This window comes from Kitasatospora hibisci (genome assembly GCF_043950205.1).
Classification (GTDB): Bacteria; Actinomycetota; Actinomycetes; order Streptomycetales; family Streptomycetaceae; genus Kitasatospora; species Kitasatospora hibisci.
In genome coordinates this window covers 1,778,648-1,802,588 of sequence record NZ_CP171642.1, presented here as the reverse complement: position 1 = coordinate 1,802,588, position 23,941 = coordinate 1,778,648, and the positions used below count along the sequence as shown (strand labels likewise).

Sequence of the window (23,941 nt, the reverse complement as noted above, 5' to 3'; positions counted from 1 at the left end):
GCGCCGTGTCAACGAACCGGATCCTCCGGCCCTCCTCCCCACGCCCTCGCCCCCCGGAACAACGGCCCACGCGGTCGGCGCGGCGGCTCCCCCCCCCCCCCCCCCCCGCGGGTGGGTCAGCGAAGGTGGGAGGCCAGGCCGGCCGGCTCCAGGCCGGCCGCCTGCGCGGCGGCGAGGGCCCGCTGGAGGTCGGTGGCGAGGGTGTCGGTCCAGTGCAGCAGGACGACGTCGCCGGGCGACAGGGTGCCCTCGTGCCAGACGTTGGAGGCACCCCAGCTGAAGTCGGCGTTCGCGGTCAGGAGGGTGCGGATGCCGCAGTTGGCGGCGGCCTGCAGGGTGTCGGCGTTCCAGGCGAAGTACGGTGGGCGGAAGACCGTCGGGGCGGCGCCGAAGAGGCGGGTCAGCGAGTCCCGGGCGTCGCAGATCTCCACCTGCTGCTCGGCGAGCGGGAGCTTGGAGAGGTCCTGGTGGGAGACGCTGTGGTCCTGGACGGAGGAGCCGGGGGCGGCGGTGACCCGGCGGAAGAAGCCGGGGTCGGCGGCGGCCGGCATCGGGAGCGGGAACGCGGTGATCGGCAGCCGGTGGTCGGTGATGAACGCCTCCGCCTCGGGGGTGCGCTGCCAGCCGTCGTCGACGGTGAGGAAGACGACCCGGTCGCTCGTCGGCACCGAGCCGGCACCGGCCGCGGGTGCCGGGGCGGGACCGTCCACCCGGACGTCGTCGACGGCGAACGGGCCCTGCTGGTACCAGCCGTGGACGTACAGCCGGACGGTGTGGACGTCCGGACCGGTGGTGAAGCGGGTGGTGAGCTGCTGCCAGCCGCCGTTCGTGCTCCCGGTCCAGGCGGGCGCGACGTCCCGACCGGTGCCGGTGGCACCCAGGAAGACGTACGTGCCGCGGACCCAGGCCGAGGCGGTGTACGTGGTGTCGGGTTGGACGGAGACGGTCTGGGTGCATTCGCCGTTGGAGTCGTCGCCCGCCGGGCTCACGGCGAGGGCGGACCCGCCGGAGTGCGGGGCCGTGGCGGTGACGGCCGCCTCGGCGGGGCCGCCGGTGCATCGCCAGCCGGGGATGCTGCCCCAGTCCGCCAGCGGGGAGGCGGGGATCTCGAAACCCGGGTTGGTGGCCAGGTTGACGACGGGAGCGGTGGCGGCGGGCGCCGCGTCGGCGGAGGCGGGAGCGGCCAGGCCGCAGACGGCGAGCAGCGCGCCGGCCGCCAGTGCGGAGAGCCGCACCCGGACGGGCCGATGCGCCGGCGTGGCCGGGCCCGTGGGCGTGGACCGGTGTGAGGACGTAGCCGGGCCCGTAGACGTGGACGGGCGTGCAGACGTGGACACGTGGGGACTCCTGCGTGGGGGAGTTGGGGCGTGGGCGCGTCCCTGGGGCGGGCGCGTGGAACGGGCTGGAACGCTCCCCGAGGGGCGGGAGCCGTCGGCGTGCCGCACTCAGACCGAGGTAGAACAATGGACTGGACCACTCGGATCGTCAAGGGTGCGGCGAACGAAGCGAGCGCCGAACGGAAGCCGAACCGCGTGCCCGGTCGTGCCTTCCGGGAAAGGAACAAGACGGTCCGTCAGGAGATTGCGGCCGGCTGCCTCGCGGCCCGCTCCGTCAGGGCGCGTACAGCTCCTCGATGTCCTGCCCGTAGTGCGCCACGATGGCCGACCGCCGCAGCTTCAGGGAGGGCGTGAGCAGCCCCTGGTCCACGCCGAACTCCTTTGGCAGCAGCCGGAACGCGCGGATCGACTCGGCCCGTGAGACGGCGGTGTTGGCGGCTGCGACCGCCCGTTGGATCTCCGCGTGGAGCTCCTCGTCGGAGAGCGCCGCCCACGGGTCCAACTGCCCCCGGCCGTGCCTCTTCAGCCAGTGCGCCAGGGCCGCCGGGTCGAGCGTGATCAGCGCGGCCACGTACGGGCGGTCGTCGCCGACGACCAGGCACTGGGAGACCAGCGGGTGCGCCTGGACCCGCTCCTCCAGGGCGGTCGGTGCGAGGTTCTTGCCGCTGCTGGTGACGATGAGGTCCTTCTTGCGGCCGGTGATGGTCAGGTAGCCGTCCTCGTCGAGGCTGCCCAGGTCGCCGGTGCCGAACCAGCCGTCGAAGAGCGACTCCGCCGTGCAGCGCGGGTGGTTGAGGTACCCGCCGAAGACGCCGGCGCCGCGCACCCAGACCTCGCCGTCGTCGGCGATGGCCACGGTGGCGCCGGGCACCGGCTGCCCGACCGTGCCCAGCTTCTGCCGCCCCGCCGGGTTGGCGGTGATCGCGGCGGAGGTCTCGGTCAGGCCGTAGCCCTCGTACAGGTCGAGGCCGACACCGGTGAAGAAGAGGCCCAACTCCCGGCCCAGCGAGGAGCCGCCGCACATCATCCCGCGGACCCGGCCGCCGAGCACGGCGCGCAGCCGCTGGTACACCGTCCGCTCGTAGGCGAGGTGGCGCAGCCGCAGCTTGGGGCCCGGGCCGGGGCCGCGGCCGAGCGCCCGTTGCTCGCGGGCGGCGGCCCACTCGACGGCCACCTGGCGGGCCTGTTCGAAGAGTTCGCCGCGCCCGGCCTCCTCGGCGGCCCGCCGGGCCTGGTTGAAGACCTTGTCGAGGACGTACGGGACCATGTGCAGGAAGGTCGGCCGGTAGGAGGCGAACGCGGGCAGCAGGGAGTCTGTGGAGACCTCGGCGACGTGGCCGATCCGGAATCCGCCGCGCACCGCCGCCACCTGGACCATCCGGCCGTAGACGTGCGCGAGCGGGAGGAAGAGCAGGGTGGACGGTTGGGGGCCGCCGGTGTCCCGGAAGACGTCGCCCCAGCCGTCGAGCAGGGCGTCGGCCGCGGTGGCCAGGTCGCCGTGGGTGAGCAGGCAGCCCTTCGGCCGGCCGGTGGTGCCGGAGGTGTAGACGATGGTGGCGACGTTCTCGGCCGTGACGCCGAGCCGCTGGCGGTGCACGAGCGAGTCGGGCACGCCGTGACCGTCCTCGGTGATCGCGGCGATGCAGTCCCGGTCCAGCTGCCAGATGCCGGTGAGCTCGGGAAGCGCGTCGCAGACGGCACCGACCGTCATGGCGTGGTCCTCGTCCTCGACCAGGCAGGCCACCGCCTGGGTCTCGGCCAGGATCCAGCGGACCTGCTCGGCCGACGCCGTGGGGTAGACCGGCACGGGGATGGCGCCGACGGACCAGAGGGCGTAGTCGAACAGCGTCCACTCGTAGCGGGTCCGGGACATCAGCGCGACCCGGTCGCCGTACCGCACGCCCTGGGTGAGCAAGCCCTTGGCGAGCGCCATCACCTCGTCCCGGAAGGCGCGCGCGGTGACCTCCTGCCACTGCGGGTCGCTGCCGGAGCGGCGGGCCAGCTGGACCAGCCCGGGGTAGCGTTCGGCGGTGTCGTAGAGCGAGTCGGCCAGTCCGCCCCGGGCCGGGGGTCCGGCCGGTGCGGGGGAGGTGAACTCGCGCACTGTACCCCCGATCGCGTTCGCGGCCCCGGCCTGCCGGGCCCGTTCGGGCGCCCGGACCGGCGGCGCCCCGACCGGTCGGGCAGGTGGAGCGAAACTATCGGATACCTCTGTCACTGCCCAGGGTTGTGACCGTGACGCGACGAGATCGGCACGTGCCCGTTGGGCGAGTGCCGTGGCGGCGCGGTCCGGGCGGATCGGACGATAGGGCGATTCCGGGACGTCGGGGATGATCCGGACATGATCGCGTCGGGGTGGGGGGAGAGGGCGGGTTCGACCCTCGAACGAGTGGTCAGGGCGTAGTAGGCTCTCGCAGACCCGAGGCCGGGACCTCCCGACGAGGCCCCCTCGACCTGGCGGCCACCGCCTGTACCGCCGTTTGTCCGTCTGCGTTCTACCCGTCATGCACCCGTCATGGCGCCCCGTTCGCCCGACCGTCCGTCCGTCCGCCCGCTTCCCGTCCGTCCGCCGTCTCCCCGCCGCCGTCCCGATGTCGTCAGCCCGCCACAGGCTCCCGCCGGCGGCTCCTCGAACCGCTCCCCGTCCGCGCCTGGCACTTCCCGACCGAGGACTCCATGCGTCTGCGCAGCAGCTCGATCCGCGCGAAGATCATCGCGCTGCTCCTGGTGCCCATCGTCGCTCTCACCGCCCTGTGGGCGTACGCGACGCTCGCCACCACCGGAGACGTCTGGAGCCAGTTGGAGGTCAGCAGTACGTACAAGGAGTTCGGGACGCCGGTCGACCAGTACGCCTACGCGCTGCAGAACGAGCGGCGCGCCGCCGTCCAGCGGCTGGCCGATCCGGGGTCGCGGTCCGCGCGGGACGCCTTCGAGTACGCCCAGGGTGTCACCGACCGGGGCCTCGCCGCCCTGCGGCAGAAGAAGGACGAGAGCAACGGGCGGCTCGACGCCGCGCAGCGCGGCCGCTACCTGCAGATCCTCGCCGCCGCCGACCAGCTCGTCCCGCTGCGCGCCCAGATCGGCCGCTCGGCCCTCAACTGGGAGTTCGCGCTCGGGCAGTACAGCGATCTGGTCAAGCCCACCTTCGGCTTCCGGTCCGCGTTCGTCGCCCGGCAGAGCGGCCAACTGCCCAGGCAGGGAACGATCCTGATCGAGCTGGCGCGCGCCCGCGAGTACCTGTCGCAGGAGGACGCGGCGATGGAGGGGCTGCGCACCGCCCCCGGGAAGCCCACCGCCGAGCAGTACCAGGTCGCGCTGGACGCCCTGCACAACCAGCAGGCGCTCTTCACCGTCTACGTCGCCGAGCTGGAGCCGGTCGACCAGGCCGACTACATCGCCCTGCGCGGCGGCGAGGCCTGGGCGGCGCTGGCCCGCGCCGAGGCCGACTTCGTCGGCGCGGGCGGGCCGGAGCGGGTGGCCCAGGCGATCAACGGCGACTCCTGGCGGGAGACCGCCGACCGCGCGCTGGGCGACCTCGCAGCGATCAACAGCAGGCTGGCCGGCACCATCGGCGACCGCGAGCACTCCTACGCGATCGGCCTGCTCTGGCGCGGCGGCATCGCCGGTGCGATCGGCCTGATCGCGGTGGTGCTGTCGGTGCTGATCTCCTACCGGATCGGCCGCGGCCTCGCCCGCGAGCTGATCGGCCTGCGGAACGCGGCCAACGAGCTGGCCGGCACCCGCCTGCCGTCGGTGATGCTGCGGCTGCGGCGCGGCGAGGCGGTGGACGTCGCGGTCGAGGCGCCCGAGCTGGAGTTCGGCCCGGCCGAGGTCGGCCAGGTCGGCCGCGCGATCAACGCCGTGCAGCGGGCCGCCGTCGAGGCCGCCGTCGAACAGGCCGAGCTGCGGCGCGGCGTCTCGGCGGTCTTCGTCAACCTGGCCCGCCGCAGCCAGGTGCTGCTGCACCGCCAGCTGACGCTGCTGGACACCATGGAGCGCCGCACCGAGGACCCGGCGGAGCTGGAGGACCTCTTCAAGGTCGACCACCTCACCACCCGTATGCGCCGGCACGCCGAGGGCCTGATCATCCTGGCCGGCGGCTCGCCGGGGCGTGCCTGGCGCAAGCCGGTGCGGATGGTGGACGTGGTCCGCGCCGCCGTCGGCGAGGTCGAGGACTACGCCCGGGTGATCGTCCGGCCGTTCCCCGGCACCGGCCTGCTGGGCAGCGCGGTCGCCGACGTCACCCACCTGGTGGCCGAGCTGGTCGAGAACGCCGCGGTGTTCTCCCCGCCGAGCACCCAGGTGACGGTCCAGGGCGAGGTGGTGGCGCACGGCTTCGCCCTGGAGATCGACGACCGCGGGCTCGGTCTGGGCGAGCAGGCCCTCGCCGAGATCAACGAGCGCCTCGCGGTGGAGCAGGAGTTCGACCTCGCGGACACCGACCGGCTGGGCCTGTTCGTGGTCAGTCGGCTCGCGCGGCGGCACGGCATCCGCGTCCACCTGCGGCCCTCGCCGTACGGGGGCACCACGGCGGTGGTGCTGGTCCCGCGCGAGCTGCTGGCGGAGGCGCCGGACGGGATGCCGGAGCCGGCCGCCGCCGGCACCGGATCGGGCGCAGGTGCCGTCGCCGTCGTGCCCGCAACCGGCCCCGCAACCGGCCCCGCTGCCGGAGCCTCCGCCGGACGCCGTCCGGCGACGGGCCGGCGCGGCCAGCGGGATTTGGTCGCGGTGCCCCCGCTGAGCGGCGAGGAGGAAACCGGCAGCGGTGTCCGCGTCGCCGGGTCCGGCTCCGGCCAGGGCGGTCGGCACCGGGTGAGCGGCGGTCCGCGCCCGTCGGCGCCGGAGCCCGCCCGCACCCCCGGCGGCCTGCCGCGCCGCTCCCGGACCAAGGGCGGACCGCTGCTGGTCGCGGCCCCGGACGGCAGCGGGGAGGAGGGGCCGGGCACCGGTCGGCACCGTCGCGCCGAGCCGCCGTCCGCCGACGCGCCGTCCGCCGACGTCTCGACCGCCGAGGTGGCCCCTGGCCGGGCCGCCCTCGCCGAGGCGACGGCGGCGGACCCCGCGCCCTCCTCTCCGCCGGCGTCCCGCGCTCCCGGTAAGGCCGGTGTGCTGCCGCGCCGCGTCCGGCAGGCCAGCCTCGCGCCGCAGCTGAAGGAGCGTGCCGCGGAGGAGGCCCGACGGAGCGCGGGCGGCACCGCCGGCACCCTCGCCGGCGAGACCGCCCGGGAGCGCTCGCCGGAGGAGGCTCGGGCGGCCTTCACGTCCTTCCAGCGCGGTTTCACCCGCGGACGCGGCGCCACGGCCCGGTCCGTGCCCGCACCGGCCCGCCCGGTCGCCGTGCCCGCCTGGCAGCCCCCGGACCCGTCCCGGCGTGCGATCGCCCCGGCGCCCGCCCCTGCGGCGCTGCCCGCGCCCGCCGCCGGCTCCCCGGCTCCGCTCGCCCGCAGGGTGCCGCCCGCGCCTCCGGTACCGCGCGTGTACGCACCGCCCTCAGGACCCCCCGGGCCTCCGGCCCGGACCGCAGGACCCGCATCATCCGGAACACCGGCAGTATCCGCACCACCCGCCCCAGCGGAAGGAACTGATTCATGACCACTTCGACGCAGTCGTCCGGGGACCTCAACTGGCTCCTCGACGACCTGGTGGGGCGCGTCGCGGCCCTGCGGCACGCGGTGATCCTCTCCAGCGACGGGCTCGCCACCGGAGCCTCCCGCGACCTCGACCGCGAGGACGCCGAGCACCTCGCCGCCGTGGCGGCCGGCTTCCACAGCCTCGCCAAGGGCGCCGGCGGCCACTTCAAGGTGGGCGGCGTCCGCCAGACCATGGTGGAGCTGGACGAGGCGTTCCTCTTCATCACCGCGGCCGGCGACGGCAGCTGCCTGGCCGTGCTCAGCGAGGCCGAGGCCGACATCGGCCAGATCGCCTACGAGATGGCCCTGCTGGTCAAGCGGGTGGGCGAGCACATGGCCGCCGAGCCGCGCACCGAAGCCGCCCCGCCGGTGAGATGAGCGGCCCGATGGCGGACGAGGAGCCGACGCGCGAACAGGACGACCCGAGCGAGGAGACGCCTGAGGTCGACCTGTTCCGGCCGCGCACCCCGGTCGACGACCGCTGGTTCGACGACGACGCCGGCCCGGTGGTGCGGCTGTTCTCGATGACCCGGGGCCGTACCCGGCCGGTCGAGGACGGCCTGTTCGACCTGATCTCACTGATCACCGCCGCCGAGCCGGGGCCCGAGGCGGGGGCGGTGCCCGCGCACGTGCTCGACCCGGAGCACCAGACCATCCTGGCCTGGTGTCGCCGGGAGCCGCTGTCCGTCGCCGAGCTCGGCTCCTTCACCGACCTGCCGGTCAGCGTCGTCCGGGTGCTGCTCGGCGACCTCTACGACGCCGAGCTGATCAGCGTCACCCGACCCGTTCCGCTCGCCGAGCTGCCGGACGAGCGCCTGTTGCGAGACGTGATCAATGGACTCCGTGCGCTCTGACCCGACCACCCAGGCGGGGGCGTCCGCCGCCTCGACGGGCGCGTCCGGCGCCGCCGCGACCACCGACCCGAGCTGGCGCGGCGGCCCGGGCGTCGCGGTGAAGATCCTGGTCGCGGGCGGCTTCGGCGCGGGCAAGACCACCCTGGTCGGGTCGGTCAGCGAGATCCGCCCGCTGCGCACCGAGGAGGAGCTGAGCGAGCTCGGCCGCCCGTTCGACGACATCTCGGGCGTGGAGGCCAAGCGCACCACCACCGTGGCGATGGACTTCGGCCGGATCGACCTGCGCCCCGGGCTGGCGCTCTACCTGTTCGGCACACCGGGCCAGGACCGGTTCTGGTTCGTCTGGGACGAGCTGGCCCGCGGTGCGCTGGGCGCGGTGGTCCTGGCCGACACGCGCCGGCTGGCGGACTGCTTCCCCTCGGTGGACTTCTTCGAGCGGCGCGGCATCCCGTTCGTGGTGGCGGTGAACTGCTTCGAGGGCACGGAGGTGTTCACGGTCGAGGAGGTCCGGGACGCGCTCGACCTGGACCCCGACATCCCGGTGCTGCTCTGCGACGCCCGGCGGCGCGAGGACGGGAAGGAACTGCTGGTCACCCTGGTCGAGCATGCCGCGGCGCGGCGCCGGGGTGCACCGGCACGGGTCTGACGGCGAGTCCGGCCGTCTCATTCGGTCGTCCGCATTCCGGACGTTCGATGTGCGGAGGTTGCCTCGACCGGCCCGGCGTGGAAGGCTCTGGGGTCGAAGGCGGCCCGGGTTCCGGGTGCCTCAGGACATCCGTCAAGGGGGAGGGGAGGCGCCGTGACCGTCGACCGGCGACGCGCAGCCGTCACGTCCGCCCCCGCCCCGGTCACCCCGGGGCTGACGGCCCGCCGCTACATCGACCAGGCGCTGATCTGCAGCGCCTGCTGTCGCTGACGGAGCAGCCCCCGGTATTCCGGCGGATCCTCCGGCCGGCCTCCTGCGTCCCGCTCCCCGGCCTCCTGACCGCCGCGCGAGCCCCGGACCGGTCCCCGCCCGACGAACCGTCGACCCGTCGACCCGGCCGGTCGGACCGGCCGCCACCCAGGACCGCATCGCGGAGAGCGCCAGTGAACCCCCTCCTCCCCACCCAGGCCCCGCCTGCCGCCGATCCCGCCGCCCGTGCCGCCGAAGCCGCGGGCGGAGCCGTGCGCGGCCGCTCCGACCTCGAACCGTTCTGGCCGTCGCGGCAGCCGTACCTGTTCGACCGGACGTGTCCGGGTACGCCCCGTGCGTCCCGGCTCGCCGTCCGCTGACCTCGGATCAGCGCCGGCGCACTCCGCCCGGTCGACGCGCAGACGAATCCGCCCCGTCCGTTCCGCGCGAAATGAGCAGCACCATGACCTCTTCCCCCACGGCCGCCCCGTCCCTGCCCGGTGCGACACCGCACCTGCGCGCAGTCCGTTCCGTTCCGCAGGTCGCCGACCGGCCGGCCGCCGAACGGTCGAGCGCCGAACGGTCGAGCGCCGAGCGCCCGCACGGCGGTCCGGCGCAGCCGCCGCTCCCGGCCCCCTCGACGCGGCTCGCCGTGCAGGTCCCGCCGCCGCAGGCGCTGCTCGCCGCGCTGCCGAAGGGAGCGGCGGTCGTCGCCGCGCTCCCGTCGGGCGTGCTGCCGCAGGCCCTGCTGGCCCAGTGCGGAGCGCAGTCCGGAGCGCAGTCCGGCGCCGCCGCCCCCGGACACCCGATGGTCGGCTACCTGGTGCTGGTGCCCGCCGGGAGCGGGACTCCGGCCGGCTCGGCCGCACCGGCTCCGGGCTCCTTCGGACCGGTCGCCGCCCGTCCGGTCCGCCCGGCCGGCCGGGGGATCACCGTCGACGTCGAGCGCCGGAACGCCTACGTCGACGGACGGTTGCTCGACCTCACCTACCTGGAGTTCGAGCTGCTGGCGCACCTGACCGAACACCCGCAGCGGGTGCACACCCGGGACCACCTGGTCTCCGCCGTCTGGGGCTACGGTCACGTCGGGGACGGCCGGACGGTGGACGTGCACGTGGCACGGCTGCGCCGGAAGCTCGGAACCGGCCACCGGGACAGCATCGTGACGGTTCGTCGGGTCGGCTACAAGTACACGCCGGTGGCCTGACCCCGGCCGCCGCCGAAACGGCACCGCCGTGGGCCGGGAGAGCGCTCACGTGAACGCCGCCCCGGCCAGGACGTTCTGTCGTGACGTCAGTCGGTCTGCGAGGTGCGGCGGGCCCGGGGGCCGGCCGCACTCCGCGACGTGGGAGAGCCCGGGAAGCGGCGAAGGCCGGGCGGCCGCGCGAGGGCGTCAGCGGCTCAGTGCGTCGATCTCCGCGAGCTCCTCGGCCGTCAGCGGGCCGCCGTCGAGCGCGTCGATGTTCTGGTCCAGCTGGGCCGTGCTGCTCGCTCCGATGATCACCGACACCACGCGCTCGTCCCGCAGCACCCAGGCGAGCGCCAGCTGCGCGAGGGTCTGCCCGCGCCGTTCGGCCACCTTGCTGAGCGCGCGCAGCTGCTCCAGCTTGGCCTCGGTGAGAGCCTCCTCCCGGAGGAAGTGGCCGACCGACATCCGGGACCCGGCCGGCACCCGCCCGCCCAGGTAGCGGTCCGTCAGGAGGCCCTGGGCGAGCGGGGAGTACGCGATCAGGCTGGTCTGGGTGTCGCCGACCGCGTCCAGCACGTCGCCCTCGACGGTGCGGTCGAGGATCGAGTACGCCGACTGGTTCATCAGCGCCGGGGTGCCCAGGGCGCGCAGGATCGACACCGCCTCGCGGTGCTGCTCCGCCGGGTAGTTGGAGATGCCCGCGTACAGCGCCCGGCCCGAGCGGACCGCCGAGTCCAGCGCACCCATCGTCTCCTCCAGCGGAGTGTCCGGGTCGTAGCGGTGGGAGTAGAAGACGTCCACGTAGTCCAGGCCCATCCGGCCCAGCGACTGGTCCAGGCTGGCCAGCAGGTACTTGCGGCTGCCGCCGTCGCCGTACGGGCCGGGCCACATGTCGTAGCCGGCCTTGCTGGCGATGAACAGCTCGTCCCGGTACGGGCGGAAGTCCTGGGCGAACAGGTGGCCGAAGTTGCGCTCGGCGCTGCCGTACGGCGGGCCGTAGTTGTTCGCCAGGTCGAAGTGGGTGATGCCCCGGTCGAAGGCGCGCCGCAGGACCGCACGCTGGACGTCGAGCGGCTGGGCGTCGCCGAAGTTGTGCCACAGGCCGAGCGAGACGGCCGGGAGCTGCACGCCACTGCGGCCGGCCCGGCGGTAGGTCATCGAGGCGTAGCGGTCGTCCGCGGCGAGGTAGGTCATGGCGGACATCCTGCCAGCCCCGGGTCGGGATCGACCATCGACAAGGGGGACGGCCCCGCCGCGTCGTGCTGTTCGCCCCGCCCGCCTTGTCCGGCGCCGTCCGTTCTGTCGGCCGGGGCGCTGTGGCCGGCTCCGCGGGCGGGCCGTGGCCCACGGCCCGGCGGATTCTGTACCTCATGGTATGTACAGCTGTACCTACAGGTATGTACAGTGCTTCCCATGGCAACCCAGGACCGTCTCATCGAGAGCACCCAGGAACTCCTCTGGGAGCGCGGCTACGTCGGCACCAGCCCCAAGGCCATCCAGCAGCGCTCCGGCGTCGGCCAGGGCAGCATGTACCACCACTTCACCGGCAAGCCCGACCTCGCCGCGGCCGCCCTGCGCCGCAGCGCCGAGCAGATGCGGGCCGTCGCCGAGGCCGACCTCGCCGGCCCGGGCACCGCCCACGAGCGGATCGCCGCCTACCTGCACCGCGAGCGCGACGTGCTGCGCGGCTGCCGGATCGGGCGGATGGCCCAGGACCCGGACGTCGTCGCCGACCCGCAGCTGCGCGCCCCGGTCGAGGAGACCTTCGACTGGCTGCGCGGCAGGATCGCCGGGCTGATCGCCGAGGGCCAGGCCGCGGGCGAGTTCGCCGCCGCCGCCGATCCGGCCGACACCGCCGCCGCCCTGGTCGCCGTCGTCCAGGGCGGCTACGTCCTCGCCCGGGCCGCCGACAGCGCCGAGCCGTTCGAGCGGGCCGTCCGCGGCGCCCTCGGCCTGCTCGCCGCCCACCGCGCCGACTGAAGAGCGGAGCCGTCCGTGCTCGCCATGCAGTACGAGATCACCCTCCCCGCCGACTACGACACGGGGATCATCCGCAGGCGGGTCGCCGAAAGGGGGCACCTGCTGGACGCCCACCCCGGGCTCGGGGCCAAGGCCTACCTGGTGCGGGAGCGCGGCGAGGACGGTTCGCCGGTCAACGCCTACGCCCCGTTCTACCTCTGGCGCACCGCCGAGGGGATGAACGGCTTCCTCTTCGGCCCGGGATTCCGCGGCCTGAGTGCCGACTTCGGGCGCCCGGCCGTGCGGCACTGGCTCGGTGCCGGGCTGCGCCACGGCGCGGGTCGGCGCGCGGGCCCCGGCACCCCCGCCACCGCGACCCGCCGGCTGGAACGCCTTCCCGAGGGCGTCGACCCGGCCGAGGCGGTCGCGGCGGCCCTCGCCGAGCTGCCCGACCACCCCGACCTGCACACCGCCGCGGTCGCCGTCGACCCCGACCGCTGGGAGCTGCTGCGGTTCGCGCTCTGGTCCGGCCCGGTGCCCGACGGGACCCCCGGCACCCGCTTCCGGGTACTGCACCTGAGCCACCCCGAACTCGACCGGCTGCCGGCCGGCCGCCACTGGTGAGAGACCGACCGTTGAAGGGACCGACCGAGCCCATGGAACCCCCCGCGCCCGCCACCGCGCTCGCGACCGCACTCGCCCCTGCGCCGCTCGACCGCGCCGCCGGCTACGCCCTGCTGGACGAACTCGCCGGTCCGCAGACCACGACCGCCACCCTGCAGGGGCTGGACGCGCTGGCACCGGGCTTCGCCGACTGGATCGTCACCGCCCTGTTCGGCGGGACCTACCAACGGCCCGGGCTCTCCCTTCGCGACCGCCAGGTGGCCAACCTGGCCGCCCTCACCGCACTCGGCGGAGTCGAACCGCAGCTCGCCGACCACGTCCGCAACGGTCTGCGGATCGGTCTCACCCGGGAGGAGATCGCCGAGGTCCTGGTCCACCTCGCTCCCTACGCCGGCGTGCCCAAGGCCCTGGCCGGCCTGCGCGTCGCCGCGGCCGTCTTCGCCGCGGCGGACGACCGGGCGGAGAACGCGCAGGCCGCGGGCGGCGCGGCGGCGGACGGCGCGGCGGCGGACGGCGAGGCCGCGGCATGAGCGCCGCCGTCCGTACCGTCCTGGGCGACCTCGACCCGGCCGAGCTCGGCGCCTGCGACGCCCATGACCACCTGTTCCTGCGCAGTCCCCGCCTCCCCGGTGAGGAGCTGGACGACCCGGTGGCGGCCGAGGAGGTGTTGCACTCGTTCGCGGCAGCGGGCGGCCGGTCGTTCGTCCAGTGGAGCCCGTACGGGACGGGCCGGGGCGGCGACCGGCTCGCCGGCCTCTCCGGCACCACCGGCGTCCACCTGGTGGCGGCCACCGGCCTGCACCAGGCCGTCCACTACGACCAGGCCCTGCTGGACGGGTTGTACGAGGGACTCGCCGAGCTGTTCACCGCCGAACTGACCACCGGGCTGCGCGGCGCACCCGACGGGACCAGGGCCGGGCTGATCAAGGTCGCGGGCGACAACGGACCGATGACCGGGCACACCCGCCGGGTGCTGCGGGCAGCCGCCGAGGCCCACCACGCGACCGGGGCCCCGATCGCCGTCCACCACGACGCCGGGACCGACCCGGCGGCCGTGCTGTCCCAGCTCGGGAGCCGGCTCCACGTCCCGCCCGAGCGGCTGATCCTGGGCCACCTCAACCGCCTCTCCGCACCGGAGCCGATCCGCGACCTCGCCGACCTCGGCGTCTTCGTCGCGCTGGACGCCCCGCGCACGGGTGACCCCGCCGCGGATCGGCACCTGTTCGACATCCTCGCCGCCCTGCTCGACGCCGGTCACGCCGACCGGATCCTGCTGGGCGCCGACACCACCACCCGCTCCGCCCGGCACGCCCCCGGCCCCGCCCACCTGCTGACCTCTCTCGCCCCACGGCTCGCCGGCGAGTTCGGAACGGAGCTGCCGGATCTGGTGTTCACCGCGAACCCGGCCCGGGCGCTGGCCGCGGACTGGAAGGCCTGACCGGGCCGGGCCCGCCCGGGGCCGTGCCTTGCGCGCCGCGCCCGTCCGCCCTCCGGTGGCCACGGCCGCCCGCCCGGGTTTGAATCTGAGGAACGACCGGACCAGGACGCCCCCGGTGAGAGGCGGATTCGACGATGCCCCGATGGCTGGCCTTCTGCCGGATCGCGTTCGGCGCCCTCGCGGCCGCGGCGCTCGGAGTCGCCGGCTACCACGCCGCGACCGGCCCGGTCGGGGTGCCGGACTTCTTCGGATACTTCACCAACGTGAGCACCATCGCCGCCATGGCCGTCCTGCTGCTCGGCGGCTGGGCGGGGCTGACCGGTGCGCGTCCGGTGCCGCCCGTGGTGCGCGGCGCGGTGCTGCTCTGCACGACGGTCACCGGGCTGGTCTACGGCCTGGGCGTGGCGAGCTACCCCGGGGAGGTCGTGCTCCCCTGGGCCGGTCAGGTGCTCCACCGGGTGGTGCCGGTCGTCATGCTCGCGGACTGGCTGGTCGACCCGCCGTCGCGCCGGATCCGGCTGCTGCCGGCGCTGGGCGCCTGGCTGGCGTTCCCCCTGCTCTACCTCGGCTTCACGCTCATCCGCGGCGCGGTCACCGACTGGTACCCCTACGCCTTCCTCGACCCCGCGCTGCCCCGCGGCTACGAGCGGGTCGCCGGTGCCTGCTTCCTGACGACCTGCGGCTTCGCCCTGGTCGGGGCCGCGTTGGTCTGGTCGGGCAACCTCGCCGCCGAACGCCGGGCTGCGTGGACCGGCACCCGCCCCGGGTCACGCCGGGCACACGCCCGCCCGGGCTGAGCGGCAGGCGTCAGTCCTCCCGTCGCCCTCCCGGCCGGTCCACGCCGCCGCGCTCCGACCGGTTCAGCCGCCGAGCAGATGCATGATCGGCCGGCCCAGGGCACCCAACCAGCCGGCCAGCGCGGAGATCGGACCGATCAGCCCGGCGCCGGCGGCGGCGAGGTCACCGGCCGTGGAGAGCATCCGGGTGATCCGGGTGAGGCGGCCGGCCACCGCCTCGCGGTCCGGCTCCGGGCGGTTGACCTCCGTGTCGAGGGAATCCAGTTCGGCGCGGACCCCGGGTGCCACCGCGGGCGGCAGCTGCGCCTGCTCGACGGCGGCCCGCAGATCGCCGACGAGGCTGCGCACATCCCGTCCGTCCGCGGTGAGGTGGCCCGACAGGCCGCCGTGGACGGTCTGGTCGCCCGCGACGTTGTTGACCACGCCGCCCTGCTGGTTGCCGATGTTGAAGACCATGGGGGCCTCCTCCGGGGAGCCGTCGGGGCGGGCTCAGCGCGCCGGCGGCGGGACGTTGAACCGCCGCGACTCGTCCTCCTCGAAGCGGCGGCGGCGCGAGGTGGTGACGATGTGCAGGACGATCCCGATCACCATCAGGACGGTGCCGATCGCCGCTGCTGCGAAGCCGATGGCGCCGACCGGCACGCCCCCGACCTGCGGTCCGAGCAGGTCGGGGACGGAGTAGTCGGTGCCGCCGGACCGGGCGGCGTCGTTGGTCGCCGAGATGAACCTGATCAGTGCCCAGAAGTAGACCCCGCCGCCGACGAGGAGGATCACGAAGCCGGTGACGATCAGGTGGCGGGCCCTGGTCCGGGTGGCGGCGATCTCACGGAAGAAGTTGTCCCGCCGTGCCTGCATGACGTTGTACTGGTTGCCGGCGACGTTGTTCACGTTCCCGGCCTGCTGCTGCCCCACGTCGAAGCGGCGCTCCGCCCCCGGGGGCGGCTGCCCCGGCTGTGCGGGGTGCGGCGGTGTCGGGTGTCCGGCCGGGGGTGTCGGGCCCGGCGGCGTCGGTGCTGCGGGCCGGCCCTGCGGGGGTGTCGCGGGCCGGTCCCGGTGCGGCGACGGGGGCGGGTGTCCAGGGCCGGGCGCCGGTGTGGGCGGCTGCACGGTGCGGAAGGTGGCCGTCGGCCCCGGAGCGTCGATCCCGGGGACGGTGACGTCGGCGTCGCGCGGCTCCTCGTAGTGCACCTCGAACGGCCCGAAGTCCAGCACGTCCCCGGCGTGCACCTCCTCCTGCCCGAGCACCGGGTGGCCGTTCAGCCTGGTGCCGTTGGTGGAGGACAGGTCCTCGACGGTGGTGTGGCCGTCGGCGCGCCACACCACGGCGTGCCGACGGCTGACGCCGGGGTCGCCCACGTGGATCTGGCAGTCGGAGCTCCGGCCGACCAGCATCGGTTCGTCGGCGAGCACGAACACCTGACCCTTGAGTCGGTCCGGGCTGTCGACGACGAGGCGCGGTAAATCCAGCTCTTGCGAAGGCGGGCTCATGGCACGACCTCCTGGCGGTGAACCGGTGAACCACCGGCGGTGGCGAAACGCTTCGCCCGGCCGCCGGCTCGGGTGCCCTCCCTTCCAGTAAAAGCCACCGCGGCGGTGTGGCGCAGCCCCTGGCCCGATCCGCCGGCCGGGCGACGGCTACGCCGCCGACGCCGAGCGCGCCCCCGCGGTGATCCACGCCTCCACCCGCACCGTGGCCGTGATCGCCCCGAACGCCAGGATCCTTGTCAGCCCACCGTCCTCGCCCGTGCCCCCGGTGCGCTCTCCGTCCACGTCGCCGCTCCCGCGTCCGCCCCGGCCGGCACGCCATGCGGCGACGTCCGCATCGGTGATCCGGTAGGGCGCCAGGGCGGCCAGCAGCGCCAGCCGGGCGCCCGGCCGCTGCTCGGGCGGGACGTCGGCGAGGGCGGGTGCCGTCGGGTCGCCGCCGAGCGGTGGGTGACTGCCGTCCCAGCCGGCCACCGCACCGAGCACGGCGGCCCGGGCGGCCTCGCCCAGCAGCTCGCCGCCGGCGGAGGCGGCGGCCCGGAGTGCCAGGTAGGCGGGACCGACTGGGCCCGGACCGGCCCACTCGGGAGCGGGCCCGCCCGGGAGCGCTCCGTCGAGGACGGCGAGCCCGGCTCCCGGCTCGGGGCTGCGCCGCGCGGCCCTGCCGACCGCGAGCGCGGCGGCCCGCCGGACGTACTCGGACCGGCGCAGCGCGCTCGGCAGCAGCGCCTCCTCGTCGAGCAGCGCGGTGACCATGCGGTTGATGAAGTGGGTGGCCAGCACCGTGCCGACGAACTCGGGTGCCTGGTCGGCGGGGAAGGGCGGCGCCGCCAGCGCGGGGCTGCCGGGGGAACGGGTGGCGCCGGCCCACTCCAGCAGCGCCGCGTCACGTCGGTCGGCGGGTGTGCGGCCGGCCCGCGCGTCCTCGGCGAGCCGGTGGTCCCCGGCGCCGTGGGCGAGCAGTGCGTGCGCCTCGGTGCAGAACGGGCAGCGGTTGGCGAGCGAGACGGCGCTCGCGACGGCTTCCTTGTCCGCGCGCGGCGCGGTGCCGACGATCTCGGCCTCGCGCAGCAGCGCCCAGGTGGCGGCCAGCACCTCGGGCGCGGGGGAGAGGCTCATCAGGGGGCCGTCGGCGAGCAGGAAGTCCGTCTCCATCTGCGCGTAGACGGCGGCGACCCGTCCGGTGGCGGACTTCTGCGGGACGGGGGTGGTGTGGCGATAGGGCCTGGGCATGCGTGTTCCCCTCCGAATGGCAAGGCCTCGGGCGATATCGCAACTCATGGTTGCGATAGCCTGAGCGTGTCACGCTGTCCGCCGTAACGCAACCAGGAGTTGCAATGTCTTCCGACTCGCGCCCGCCCCAGCCCGGCCGGCCCGTGCCGGCTCCGTCCGGATCCGGGCCGTCCGGCTCCGTGGAGGCCGGTCGGGCCCGCCCGACGATCGGACGCGGAGAGAAGGTGCGGACGGCGGTCGTGGCCGCGACCCTCGCCGAGCTCGCCGAGATGCGCTACGCCGCGCTGACCGTCGACGCCGTCGCCCGGCGGGCCGGCGTCCACAAGACCACCGTGTACCGGCGGTGGAAGGACAAGGACGGCCTGATCGTCGACGCTCTGGCCGGGCAGATCGCCACGGAGATCCCGATCCCCGACACCGGGACGGTCGACGGCGACCTGCGCCTGCTCGCCCGGGGCCTCGCGGCCTGGCTGCGGGGGCCGAGCGGGGCGGCGGTGCTGGCGGTGATGCTCTCGGAGGCCGCCCTGGCGCCGGGGATCGCCGAGGCGCGGGCGCGGATCTTCCACGACCGGCTGCGCCGGGCGGAACCGATCGTCACCCGCGCGGTCGGGCGCGGCGAGCTGCCTGCCGGGATCGACCCGGCCGCGGTCGTCAAGGCCGTGGCTGCGCCGCTCTACTTCCGCGTGCTGATCACGGCCGAGCCGGTGGACGACGAGGCCGCCGACCGGTCCGTCGCGGCGGCCCTGGCCGCAGCCCGGAACGGCGGGCTGGGCTGACGACCGGGCCGACGGGCGAGGTGTCGAGGTGGCGCGGTGCGCCGGGCCGACGCGTGTCCCGACGTGAGGTGGGGCACAACGGTTCGCCGCAGGAGCTCGGCGCCCGCCGCCTGCGGGAACCGGACGCCGGACTGCGCCTCTGGGCGTGCGTCAGCTGACCGGTCGCCACCCTCTGCCCGTCAGAGAGGTGTTCGCGTCCGCTCCCGCAGCATCCGCTGGTCGATCACGCTCGACGGGCCGCCCGCTGCGCCTGCGGCCCGTTGCTCCCGCCCGTCGCCGCGGCCCCGCCCTCGTACGGCCCGACCATACGGGTGGGCGGCGAGTCTCATCCTTTCGGTCCCCGCTGGTCGGCGGGTCCGAAGGGACCCGGTGAACGCTAGGGTTGGCTACCGCGCCTCGGCGGCGGCCTCTGCTGTGGACGGGGGAACCGGGGCGGTCGCCCCAGTGTCCTAGCAACTGCCCGCTAGTGGCCGGGCGGGGAGTTCGAGGCGTGGGAGCAAGCAGGACATGGGTCTGACGAGCCACAAGGTGTTGGCGCTGACCGTGGCGGTCGCCGTGGCGATGATGGTCGGCACGGTCTGGCTCTGGCCGAGACTCGCCAAGCAGAACTGGCAGGCCGTGCTCGGCCGGATCGGTGCACTGCTCGCCACCCAGGTGACCGTGCTCGCCGCGCTCGGGCTGGTGGCCAACAACTACTTCGCCTTCTACAGCAGCTGGGACGACCTGCTCGGTACCGGCGACAACGGCCCGGTCGTCATCCAGAACAAGGCGGACGCCTCCGGTCGCCTCCTGGTGGAGACCGTCGGCCACGCCGACGTCCAGGGCGGCGGGGCGCTCGGCCGGGACCCCGGGCAGTCCGGGGAGATCCGCCAGGTCCGGATCGACGGCGCCGTCTCCCGGCTCTCCACCGAGGCGTACGTCTACCTGCCGCCGCAGTACTTCCAGCCCGATTACGCGCAGCGGCAGTTCCCGGCGGTCATCGTCAGCACCGGCTTCCCCGGCATCGCCAAGAACCTGGTGACGCGGCTCAACTACCCGGGCGCCGCACTGAAGTTGCTCCAGGAGGGCCGGATGCAGCCGACCGTCCTGGTGTTGATGACCCCGTCGCCCGCGCTGCCGCAGGACACCGAGTGCGAGGACGTCCCCGGCGGCCCGCAGTCCGACACGTACTACACCAGGGACGTCCCGTCCGCGATCCAGGCGACGTTCCGGGTCTCCACCGCTCCGCAGGCCTGGGGCTTCATGGGCAACTCGACCGGGGGCTACTGCGCGCTCAAGCTGGCGATGCGCCACCCGGACGTCTTCCCGACCGCCGTCTCGCTCTCCGGCTACTACCGGGCCGCCGACGACCCGACCACCGTCGACCTGTTCAAGGGCGCCGACGGCGAGCAGCGCCGCAGTGAGGCCGACCTGATGTGGCGGCTGAAGAACCTGCCGCAGCCCAAGGTGTCCGTGCTGCTGGCCGGTACCAGGGAGGGGGACGGCGAGTACCGGCGCGACACCGAGGCGTTCGTCGGCGCGGTGCAGAGCCCGATGAAGGTCTCGTACAGCCTCCTGAAGACCGGCGGCCACAACTTCGAGACCTGGAGCAAGCTGCTGCCCTCCTCGCTGGAGTGGCTCTCCGAGCACCTGAAGGTCCCGGGCCGGCCGGTCTGACCCGGATCGGCCGGTGCCCCCCGGGGGGGGCGGGCACGACCGTCCGGCTCAGGCCACCTGCTCCAGCGTGCCGGTGTGCAGCTCGCCGACCCGGCCGCCCTCGCCCTCGTACGTCCAGAACGCGCGCACCGTCAGCCTGGCGAGGTCCATCACGTGGCTGACGGTGATGCCGCTCTGCTCGGTCCAGCTGACGAAGTACAGCTCCGGGCCGACCTCCGCGACGTGCAGGGCGACGTCCTCCCACTGGCCGGCCGACTCGCCGAGGCCCTCCCAGCGCAGCCGCTTGCCGTCGGCCGAGTAGGCGTTGCGGAAGGCCGCGCCGTTGTCGACCTGGAAGAGGTAGGTGCGGCCGGCGAAGGCGGGCAGGGCGGCGGTCATGGCGGGACGGGTCCTCGTCTCTCGTCGTGCGGTGCCGGGCGTACGTCCCGGGGCGTGTGGTCTGGTGCCTGCGGTGCGGTGCTGTGCACGCGGTCCGGGCGGGACCGGTCCACCGCGGTGCGGGCCGGTCGGCACGTGGCCGCGGATGGACCTCCAACCTATCCGACGAGGTGACCTCCGCGACGTACTTGCCGAGACCCCGCCACGGCGCGGGGCGCCGCCCCGGCCGCGGACCGGATGTGAGCTGCGCGACAACCGACCCCGCCGAGTTGTCGGGTCCCGGAGGGGCTGCCTAGCCTGCTCGGGACGTCCGCTTCGCGGACCCCCGCCGTCGGGACGCCGAGTCCTGTCCACCCGCCGGTCGGCAACCGAGCACCACAGCGGACGGGAGCGGGGGACCCAAGGTAGTGCCTCGGTCTGCGCGCTCCCCGCGCGGCCGGGGCTAGGGGTGAAGCCGCTCCGACGGACGGCCGGGCAACCTCAGCCCGAACCCGACAGCTCACCTCGCAGGCGTCGCAGAGGACACTGCCATGCAGAAGCCTGCCCGGCGCCGTGCGCCACGCCATGCCCGACCCTCTCGCCGCGGCCGCAACGCGGCCCTCGCCGTCACCGGCGTGCTCGCCGTCGGCGGCGCCGGCCTCCTCGGCGTCTCGGCGGTCACCGGTGCGCATGCGGCGACCACGCCGACCGTCACCCAGGACAAGCTGACCCCGGCCACGATGGTCGCGGGGAAGGCCGCCACCGCCTCGCTGAGCGTCCACTCCTCGGCCTGCTTCACCGCGAAGACGGTCGGTGTCGGGGTGCGCGACGCGGCCGGACGCAACCTCGACTTCCCCGGCAACGTCGCCAACGCGCGGATATGCCCGAGCGGCCTGTCGATCACCACCGGTTCGCGCACGCTGCCGGCCGGGACCTACACCCAGTTCGGCTTCTGGCAGGACCTCGGCGGCGCCTGGCACAACCTGCCGGCGCGACAGCTGGTGGTCTCGGCGGCCACCGCCGGCCCGAGCCCCGTCCCCACCGCGACGCCCGTGCCGTCGGCCCCCGCGACCGCCGCCCCGAGCGGCCCGGCCACCGGGGCGCCCGCCGCCGGGAAGAAGCCGATCTGGTCCGACGAGTTCGACAGCCTCGCCCTGGGCTCCCGCTGGACGGCCGACCGGAGCAGCTCGTACCACTACGGCGACCACAACCCGAACGACAACAAGCTCGACTGGCTGGACAGGGACAACGTCAGCGTCTCCGGCGGTGTCGCCACCTTCACCGCCCGGCCGAGCACCCACACGCTGGAGAACGGCAAGAAGGCCTGGGACACCGGCCTGCTCACCACCGAGTACTCCACCGAGGGCTTCAAGGTGAAGACCGGCGACTACATCGAGACCCGGGTCAAGCTCCCCGCCGGCACCGGCGCCTGGCCGGCGCTGTGGACGTGGAACGGCACCAGCGGCGACCACGGCGAGATCGACAGCTTCGAGTACCACGCGGACAACGCGAACCTGCTGGAGCTGACCAACCACGTCAACCCGGGCTACAAGTACGTCACCGACGCGAAGGCCGTCGCGCACGACCAGTGGGTCACCGTCGGCACCCAGTACGGCGCCACCTCGGTGGACTGGTACATCAACGGGGTGAAGGTCTTCTCGGACGGCAAGGGCGTCGGCGCCGACTGGTCGGCCTACCCGATCCTGAACCTGTCGCTCAGCGCCGGGCAGTACCACCCCGCGCCGCAGGGCACGGCCCCGATCACCTTCGCCGCCGACTACCTGCGCGTCTACCGCTGACCCGCCCGTGCACCGGCGTGCCCGCGCCCGCCGGCCCGCCCGGACGATCCGAACGCCGGAGCGCCGACCCTCCCCGTAGGAGGGCCGGCGCTCCGGCGCCGCCGCGTCCGTGGCGCCACGCCACCAGGGGATCAGCCCTCGGTGACCGAGACTTCGAACGGTTGCCTGTTGTTCGCCTCGTTCGTGTCGTCGTCGCTGCGCACCGCGACCCAGCCGGTCAGCAGGCTCCCCACAGGGGTATCCTCGCTCACCCGGAGCGGAATCAGGCCCGTTGCGCTCCGGCCCGCGGCCAGGCCGGCCGGGAAGGTGCAGCGCACCCGGTGGCCGTTCTGGAACGGGTAGCAGTTGTCGGGGAAGAACGGCCCCTCCGGCTCCACCCCCTCGGGCAGGGTGACCACCATGGTGAAGGGCGAGGCGGTGCGGTCCGGGCCGAGGTTCGCGACGAAGGCGTGCAGCGTGGTGATGCCGCGGGGCGGGGCGGGCTCCGGGTCGATCCGGATCACCTCAAGGTCGGATCCGGACGTCGCGCGCGCCGCCGCGACCGGTACGGCGGCCTGTGCGCCGGCCGACGCGGGCGCCTGCCGCATCTCGTCGCCGGTCGGGCAGGCCAGTGCCGGACCGGCGGCCAGCGCCACCAGCGCGCACCCCACCGTCAACGACCTGCCGAGGAAAACCCGTGCGGAACCTCTGCGCGACATCGGCGCTCACCCTGCTCTCTGCTTCCGGTGCCCCGCACCGTCGCGGGGCATTGCGTCCGCACCCAGCGTGACCGGCCGGTCCGCCGCGGCCGGGGCGACCCGCCCTCGGGCCGCTCGAACGGACGAACCCACCCCTCCTTAGCCGGACCCGGTGCGGAAGCCGACGCAGAAGGCCGTGCGCAGGAAGCCGTGCGCGGGAAGTCGCACGCCCCGACTTCGCGCTCGCACCCGAGCCATGACGCTCGGTCAGGGTGCCAGGACCTGCCCCAGCCTGATCGCGATCTGATGCATCACCGGCACCAGTGACGAGGCGCCGGCCTGCTCCTCCAGTGCCCGGATGCGGGCCTCCGGACCGGAGACCGAGAGCGCCGTCGGCGTCGGCGCGCCCGGTACCGCGAGCGCGATGCAGCGCACTCCGATCTCCTGCTCCTGGTCGTCCACCACGTAGCCGCGCTCGCGGGCCTCCGCCAGCTGCTCCAGCAGGGCCTGCGGATCCGTCACGGTGAACTCGGTGTGGGCGGGCAGCGGGTTGGGGCCGAGGACCGCGCGCGCCTCCTCCTCCGGCAGCTGGGCCAGCAGGGCCTTGCCGACACCGGTGCAGTGCGGCTGCACCCGGCGGCCGACCTCGGTGAACATCCGCATCGAGCGCCGCGACTGCACCTGCCCGACGTAGACCACCTCGCCGCCCTCCAGCACGGCCAGGTTGGCGGTCTCGCCGGTGGCCTCCATCAGCTCGGCCAGGTACGGGCGGGCCCAGCTGCCGAGCAGCCGGCCGGCCGTCTCGCCCAGCCGGATCAACCGCGGGCCCAGGGTGTAGCGGCGCGCGGTGTCCTGGCGGACATAGCCCTGCTGGACGAGGGTACGAACCAGTCGATGGATGGTGGGCATGGGCAGCCCGGAGGAGGTGGAGAGCTCGCTGAGCGTCGCCACGCCGCCGGAGTCGGCCAGCGCCTCCAGCAGCTGGAAGGCGCGCTCGACGGACTGCACACCGCCGCTCGCGCGGTCCGTGCCCGTCGTCGATGCTGTGTCGGGGGTCGCGACCACCGGCGTTCCCTTCGCTGTCGGGGGAGGAGTAGAGTCCCTGCGATCACCTCAACAAACCGTTGAAATTCTGTATCGCGGAAACTAGTCTCCACCTTACAGAATCGAACCCCCCGGCAGGTGGGTTCAGATCGGTTCAGATCAAGGAAGTTCCCACCGGAACTCCCTTCGCC

22 protein-coding genes and 1 riboswitch are annotated in these 23,941 nt (G+C 74.6%); of the genes, 13 read left to right on the top strand and 9 right to left on the bottom strand.

The genetic code is table 11. The features are described from left to right. Positions 1-116: 116 nt before the first annotated feature. Positions 117-1,235, bottom strand: coding sequence for a polysaccharide deacetylase family protein (locus tag ACF9IK_RS07685; protein WP_395293486.1), 1,119 nt, complete (start codon positions 1,233-1,235; stop codon positions 117-119). Between the two features lie 376 nt (positions 1,236-1,611). Beyond that, entirely contained in the window at positions 1,612-3,441 is a 1,830-nt protein-coding gene (locus tag ACF9IK_RS07680) for an AMP-dependent synthetase/ligase (RefSeq protein WP_395293485.1), read from the bottom strand. A gap of 572 nt (positions 3,442-4,013) precedes the next feature. On the opposite strand from ACF9IK_RS07680, the gene ACF9IK_RS07675 reads away from it, so the two are divergent. The 5 genes from ACF9IK_RS07675 (at position 4,014) to ACF9IK_RS07655 (ending at position 9,923) form a co-directional block, all read left to right on the top strand. After that, a complete protein-coding gene (locus ACF9IK_RS07675) occupies positions 4,014-6,929 on the top strand; it encodes a sensor histidine kinase (protein ID WP_395293484.1) in 2,916 nt (971 codons plus the stop codon). After that, positions 6,926-7,345, top strand: a complete 420-nt coding sequence (locus ACF9IK_RS07670) for a roadblock/LC7 domain-containing protein (protein ID WP_313766401.1) — start codon at positions 6,926-6,928, stop codon at positions 7,343-7,345. Before ACF9IK_RS07675 ends, ACF9IK_RS07670 begins: the two co-directional genes overlap by 4 nt. 8 nt (positions 7,346-7,353) lie before the next feature. After that, positions 7,354-7,821 carry a DUF742 domain-containing protein gene (locus ACF9IK_RS07665; RefSeq protein WP_395293483.1) on the top strand — a complete coding sequence of 156 codons (468 nt, stop codon included), beginning with the start codon at positions 7,354-7,356 and terminating at the stop codon, positions 7,819-7,821. 97 nt (positions 7,822-7,918) lie between these two features. After that, entirely contained in the window at positions 7,919-8,467 is a 549-nt protein-coding gene (locus ACF9IK_RS07660; RefSeq protein WP_395298499.1) for a GTP-binding protein, read from the top strand. A gap of 712 nt (positions 8,468-9,179) precedes the next feature. Then, positions 9,180-9,923, top strand: coding sequence for a winged helix-turn-helix domain-containing protein (locus ACF9IK_RS07655; RefSeq protein ID WP_395293482.1), 744 nt, complete (start codon positions 9,180-9,182; stop codon positions 9,921-9,923). Positions 9,924-10,109: 186 nt separating this feature from the next. Here the strand turns inward: ACF9IK_RS07655 and ACF9IK_RS07650 are convergent, their stop codons facing one another. Beyond that, positions 10,110-11,099, bottom strand: coding sequence for an aldo/keto reductase (locus tag ACF9IK_RS07650; RefSeq protein WP_395293481.1), 990 nt, complete (start codon positions 11,097-11,099; stop codon positions 10,110-10,112). A gap of 219 nt (positions 11,100-11,318) precedes the next feature. On the opposite strand from ACF9IK_RS07650, the gene ACF9IK_RS07645 reads away from it, so the two are divergent. The 5 genes from ACF9IK_RS07645 to ACF9IK_RS07625 all read left to right on the top strand — a co-directional run bounded on the left by ACF9IK_RS07645 (position 11,319) and on the right by ACF9IK_RS07625 (position 14,723). Then, a complete protein-coding gene (locus ACF9IK_RS07645) occupies positions 11,319-11,885 on the top strand; it encodes a TetR/AcrR family transcriptional regulator (protein ID WP_395293480.1) in 567 nt (188 codons plus the stop codon). A 15-nt stretch (positions 11,886-11,900) separates the two neighbouring features. Then, complete coding sequence (locus ACF9IK_RS07640; protein ID WP_395293479.1) at positions 11,901-12,488, top strand: DUF4865 family protein; 588 nt, start codon at positions 11,901-11,903, stop codon at positions 12,486-12,488. Between the two features lie 32 nt (positions 12,489-12,520). After that, positions 12,521-13,018, top strand: a complete 498-nt coding sequence (locus ACF9IK_RS07635) for a carboxymuconolactone decarboxylase family protein (protein ID WP_395293478.1) — start codon at positions 12,521-12,523, stop codon at positions 13,016-13,018. Continuing rightward, a complete protein-coding gene (locus ACF9IK_RS07630; RefSeq protein ID WP_395293477.1) occupies positions 13,015-13,926 on the top strand; it encodes a phosphotriesterase family protein in 912 nt (303 codons plus the stop codon). The genes ACF9IK_RS07635 and ACF9IK_RS07630 overlap by 4 nt, the downstream gene beginning before the upstream one ends. Positions 13,927-14,060: 134 nt before the next feature. Next, positions 14,061-14,723 carry a Pr6Pr family membrane protein gene (locus ACF9IK_RS07625; protein WP_395293476.1) on the top strand — a complete coding sequence of 221 codons (663 nt, stop codon included), beginning with the start codon at positions 14,061-14,063 and terminating at the stop codon, positions 14,721-14,723. Between the two features lie 63 nt (positions 14,724-14,786). Here the strand turns inward: ACF9IK_RS07625 and ACF9IK_RS07620 are convergent, their stop codons facing one another. The 3 genes from ACF9IK_RS07620 to ACF9IK_RS07610 all read right to left on the bottom strand — a co-directional run bounded on the left by ACF9IK_RS07620 (position 14,787) and on the right by ACF9IK_RS07610 (position 17,441). Next, a complete protein-coding gene (locus ACF9IK_RS07620) occupies positions 14,787-15,179 on the bottom strand; it encodes a hypothetical protein (RefSeq protein WP_395293475.1) in 393 nt (130 codons plus the stop codon). A 33-nt stretch (positions 15,180-15,212) separates the two neighbouring features. After that, positions 15,213-16,211 (bottom strand): FHA domain-containing protein, encoded by a 999-nt coding sequence (locus tag ACF9IK_RS07615; protein ID WP_395293474.1) that lies wholly within the window; start codon positions 16,209-16,211, stop codon positions 15,213-15,215. Between the two features lie 147 nt (positions 16,212-16,358). After that, positions 16,359-17,441, bottom strand: a complete 1,083-nt coding sequence (locus ACF9IK_RS07610; protein WP_395293473.1) for a carboxymuconolactone decarboxylase family protein — start codon at positions 17,439-17,441, stop codon at positions 16,359-16,361. 239 nt (positions 17,442-17,680) lie between these two features. Between ACF9IK_RS07610 and ACF9IK_RS07605 the strand changes: the two genes are divergently transcribed. Next, positions 17,681-18,217, top strand: a complete 537-nt coding sequence (locus ACF9IK_RS07605) for a TetR/AcrR family transcriptional regulator (RefSeq protein WP_395293472.1) — start codon at positions 17,681-17,683, stop codon at positions 18,215-18,217. Positions 18,218-18,724: 507 nt separating this feature from the next. Beyond that, complete coding sequence (locus ACF9IK_RS07600; RefSeq protein WP_395293471.1) at positions 18,725-19,873, top strand: alpha/beta hydrolase; 1,149 nt, start codon at positions 18,725-18,727, stop codon at positions 19,871-19,873. A gap of 48 nt (positions 19,874-19,921) precedes the next feature. Here the strand turns inward: ACF9IK_RS07600 and ACF9IK_RS07595 are convergent, their stop codons facing one another. After that, complete coding sequence (locus ACF9IK_RS07595; protein WP_395293470.1) at positions 19,922-20,251, bottom strand: MoaF-related domain-containing protein; 330 nt, start codon at positions 20,249-20,251, stop codon at positions 19,922-19,924. 363 nt (positions 20,252-20,614) lie between these two features. Then, positions 20,615-20,779, top strand: a riboswitch (cyclic di-AMP (ydaO/yuaA leader). 2 nt (positions 20,780-20,781) lie between these two features. Here ACF9IK_RS07595 and ACF9IK_RS07590 point away from each other — a divergent pair. Next, positions 20,782-22,029 (top strand): glycoside hydrolase family 16 protein, encoded by a 1,248-nt coding sequence (locus tag ACF9IK_RS07590; RefSeq protein WP_395293469.1) that lies wholly within the window; start codon positions 20,782-20,784, stop codon positions 22,027-22,029. A gap of 131 nt (positions 22,030-22,160) precedes the next feature. On the opposite strand, the gene ACF9IK_RS07585 is transcribed toward ACF9IK_RS07590, so the two are convergent. Both ACF9IK_RS07585 and ACF9IK_RS07580 read right to left on the bottom strand, forming a co-directional pair. Next, positions 22,161-22,727, bottom strand: coding sequence for a hypothetical protein (locus ACF9IK_RS07585; RefSeq protein ID WP_395293468.1), 567 nt, complete (start codon positions 22,725-22,727; stop codon positions 22,161-22,163). A gap of 246 nt (positions 22,728-22,973) precedes the next feature. Further along, the gene (locus ACF9IK_RS07580; RefSeq protein ID WP_395293467.1) at positions 22,974-23,771 is read right to left on the bottom strand and encodes an IclR family transcriptional regulator; all 798 of its coding nucleotides are present in this window, start codon (positions 23,769-23,771) and stop codon (positions 22,974-22,976) included. Between the last annotated feature and the right edge of the window lie 170 nt (positions 23,772-23,941).

Bases quoted from the DNA above. Each gene is read 5' to 3' on its own strand.
- ACF9IK_RS07610 (WP_395293473.1), bottom strand. From the start codon at position 17,441: ATGCCCAGGCCCTATCGCCACACCACCCCCGTCCCGCAGAAGTCCGCC.
- ACF9IK_RS07635 (WP_395293478.1), top strand. From the start codon at position 12,521: ATGGAACCCCCCGCGCCCGCCACCGCGCTCGCGACCGCACTCGCCCCT.
- ACF9IK_RS07665 (WP_395293483.1), top strand. From the start codon at position 7,354: ATGGCGGACGAGGAGCCGACGCGCGAACAGGACGACCCGAGCGAGGAG.
- ACF9IK_RS07585 (WP_395293468.1), bottom strand. From the start codon at position 22,727: ATGTCGCGCAGAGGTTCCGCACGGGTTTTCCTCGGCAGGTCGTTGACG.
- ACF9IK_RS07590 (WP_395293469.1), top strand. From the start codon at position 20,782: ATGCAGAAGCCTGCCCGGCGCCGTGCGCCACGCCATGCCCGACCCTCT.
- ACF9IK_RS07675 (WP_395293484.1), top strand. From the start codon at position 4,014: ATGCGTCTGCGCAGCAGCTCGATCCGCGCGAAGATCATCGCGCTGCTC.
- ACF9IK_RS07630 (WP_395293477.1), top strand. From the start codon at position 13,015: ATGAGCGCCGCCGTCCGTACCGTCCTGGGCGACCTCGACCCGGCCGAG.
- ACF9IK_RS07620 (WP_395293475.1), bottom strand. From the start codon at position 15,179: ATGGTCTTCAACATCGGCAACCAGCAGGGCGGCGTGGTCAACAACGTC.
- ACF9IK_RS07595 (WP_395293470.1), bottom strand. From the start codon at position 20,251: ATGACCGCCGCCCTGCCCGCCTTCGCCGGCCGCACCTACCTCTTCCAG.
- ACF9IK_RS07670 (WP_313766401.1), top strand. From the start codon at position 6,926: ATGACCACTTCGACGCAGTCGTCCGGGGACCTCAACTGGCTCCTCGAC.
- ACF9IK_RS07650 (WP_395293481.1), bottom strand. From the start codon at position 11,099: ATGACCTACCTCGCCGCGGACGACCGCTACGCCTCGATGACCTACCGC.
- ACF9IK_RS07600 (WP_395293471.1), top strand. From the start codon at position 18,725: ATGGGTCTGACGAGCCACAAGGTGTTGGCGCTGACCGTGGCGGTCGCC.
- ACF9IK_RS07615 (WP_395293474.1), bottom strand. From the start codon at position 16,211: ATGAGCCCGCCTTCGCAAGAGCTGGATTTACCGCGCCTCGTCGTCGAC.
- ACF9IK_RS07625 (WP_395293476.1), top strand. From the start codon at position 14,061: ATGCCCCGATGGCTGGCCTTCTGCCGGATCGCGTTCGGCGCCCTCGCG.
- ACF9IK_RS07645 (WP_395293480.1), top strand. From the start codon at position 11,319: ATGGCAACCCAGGACCGTCTCATCGAGAGCACCCAGGAACTCCTCTGG.
- ACF9IK_RS07655 (WP_395293482.1), top strand. From the start codon at position 9,180: ATGACCTCTTCCCCCACGGCCGCCCCGTCCCTGCCCGGTGCGACACCG.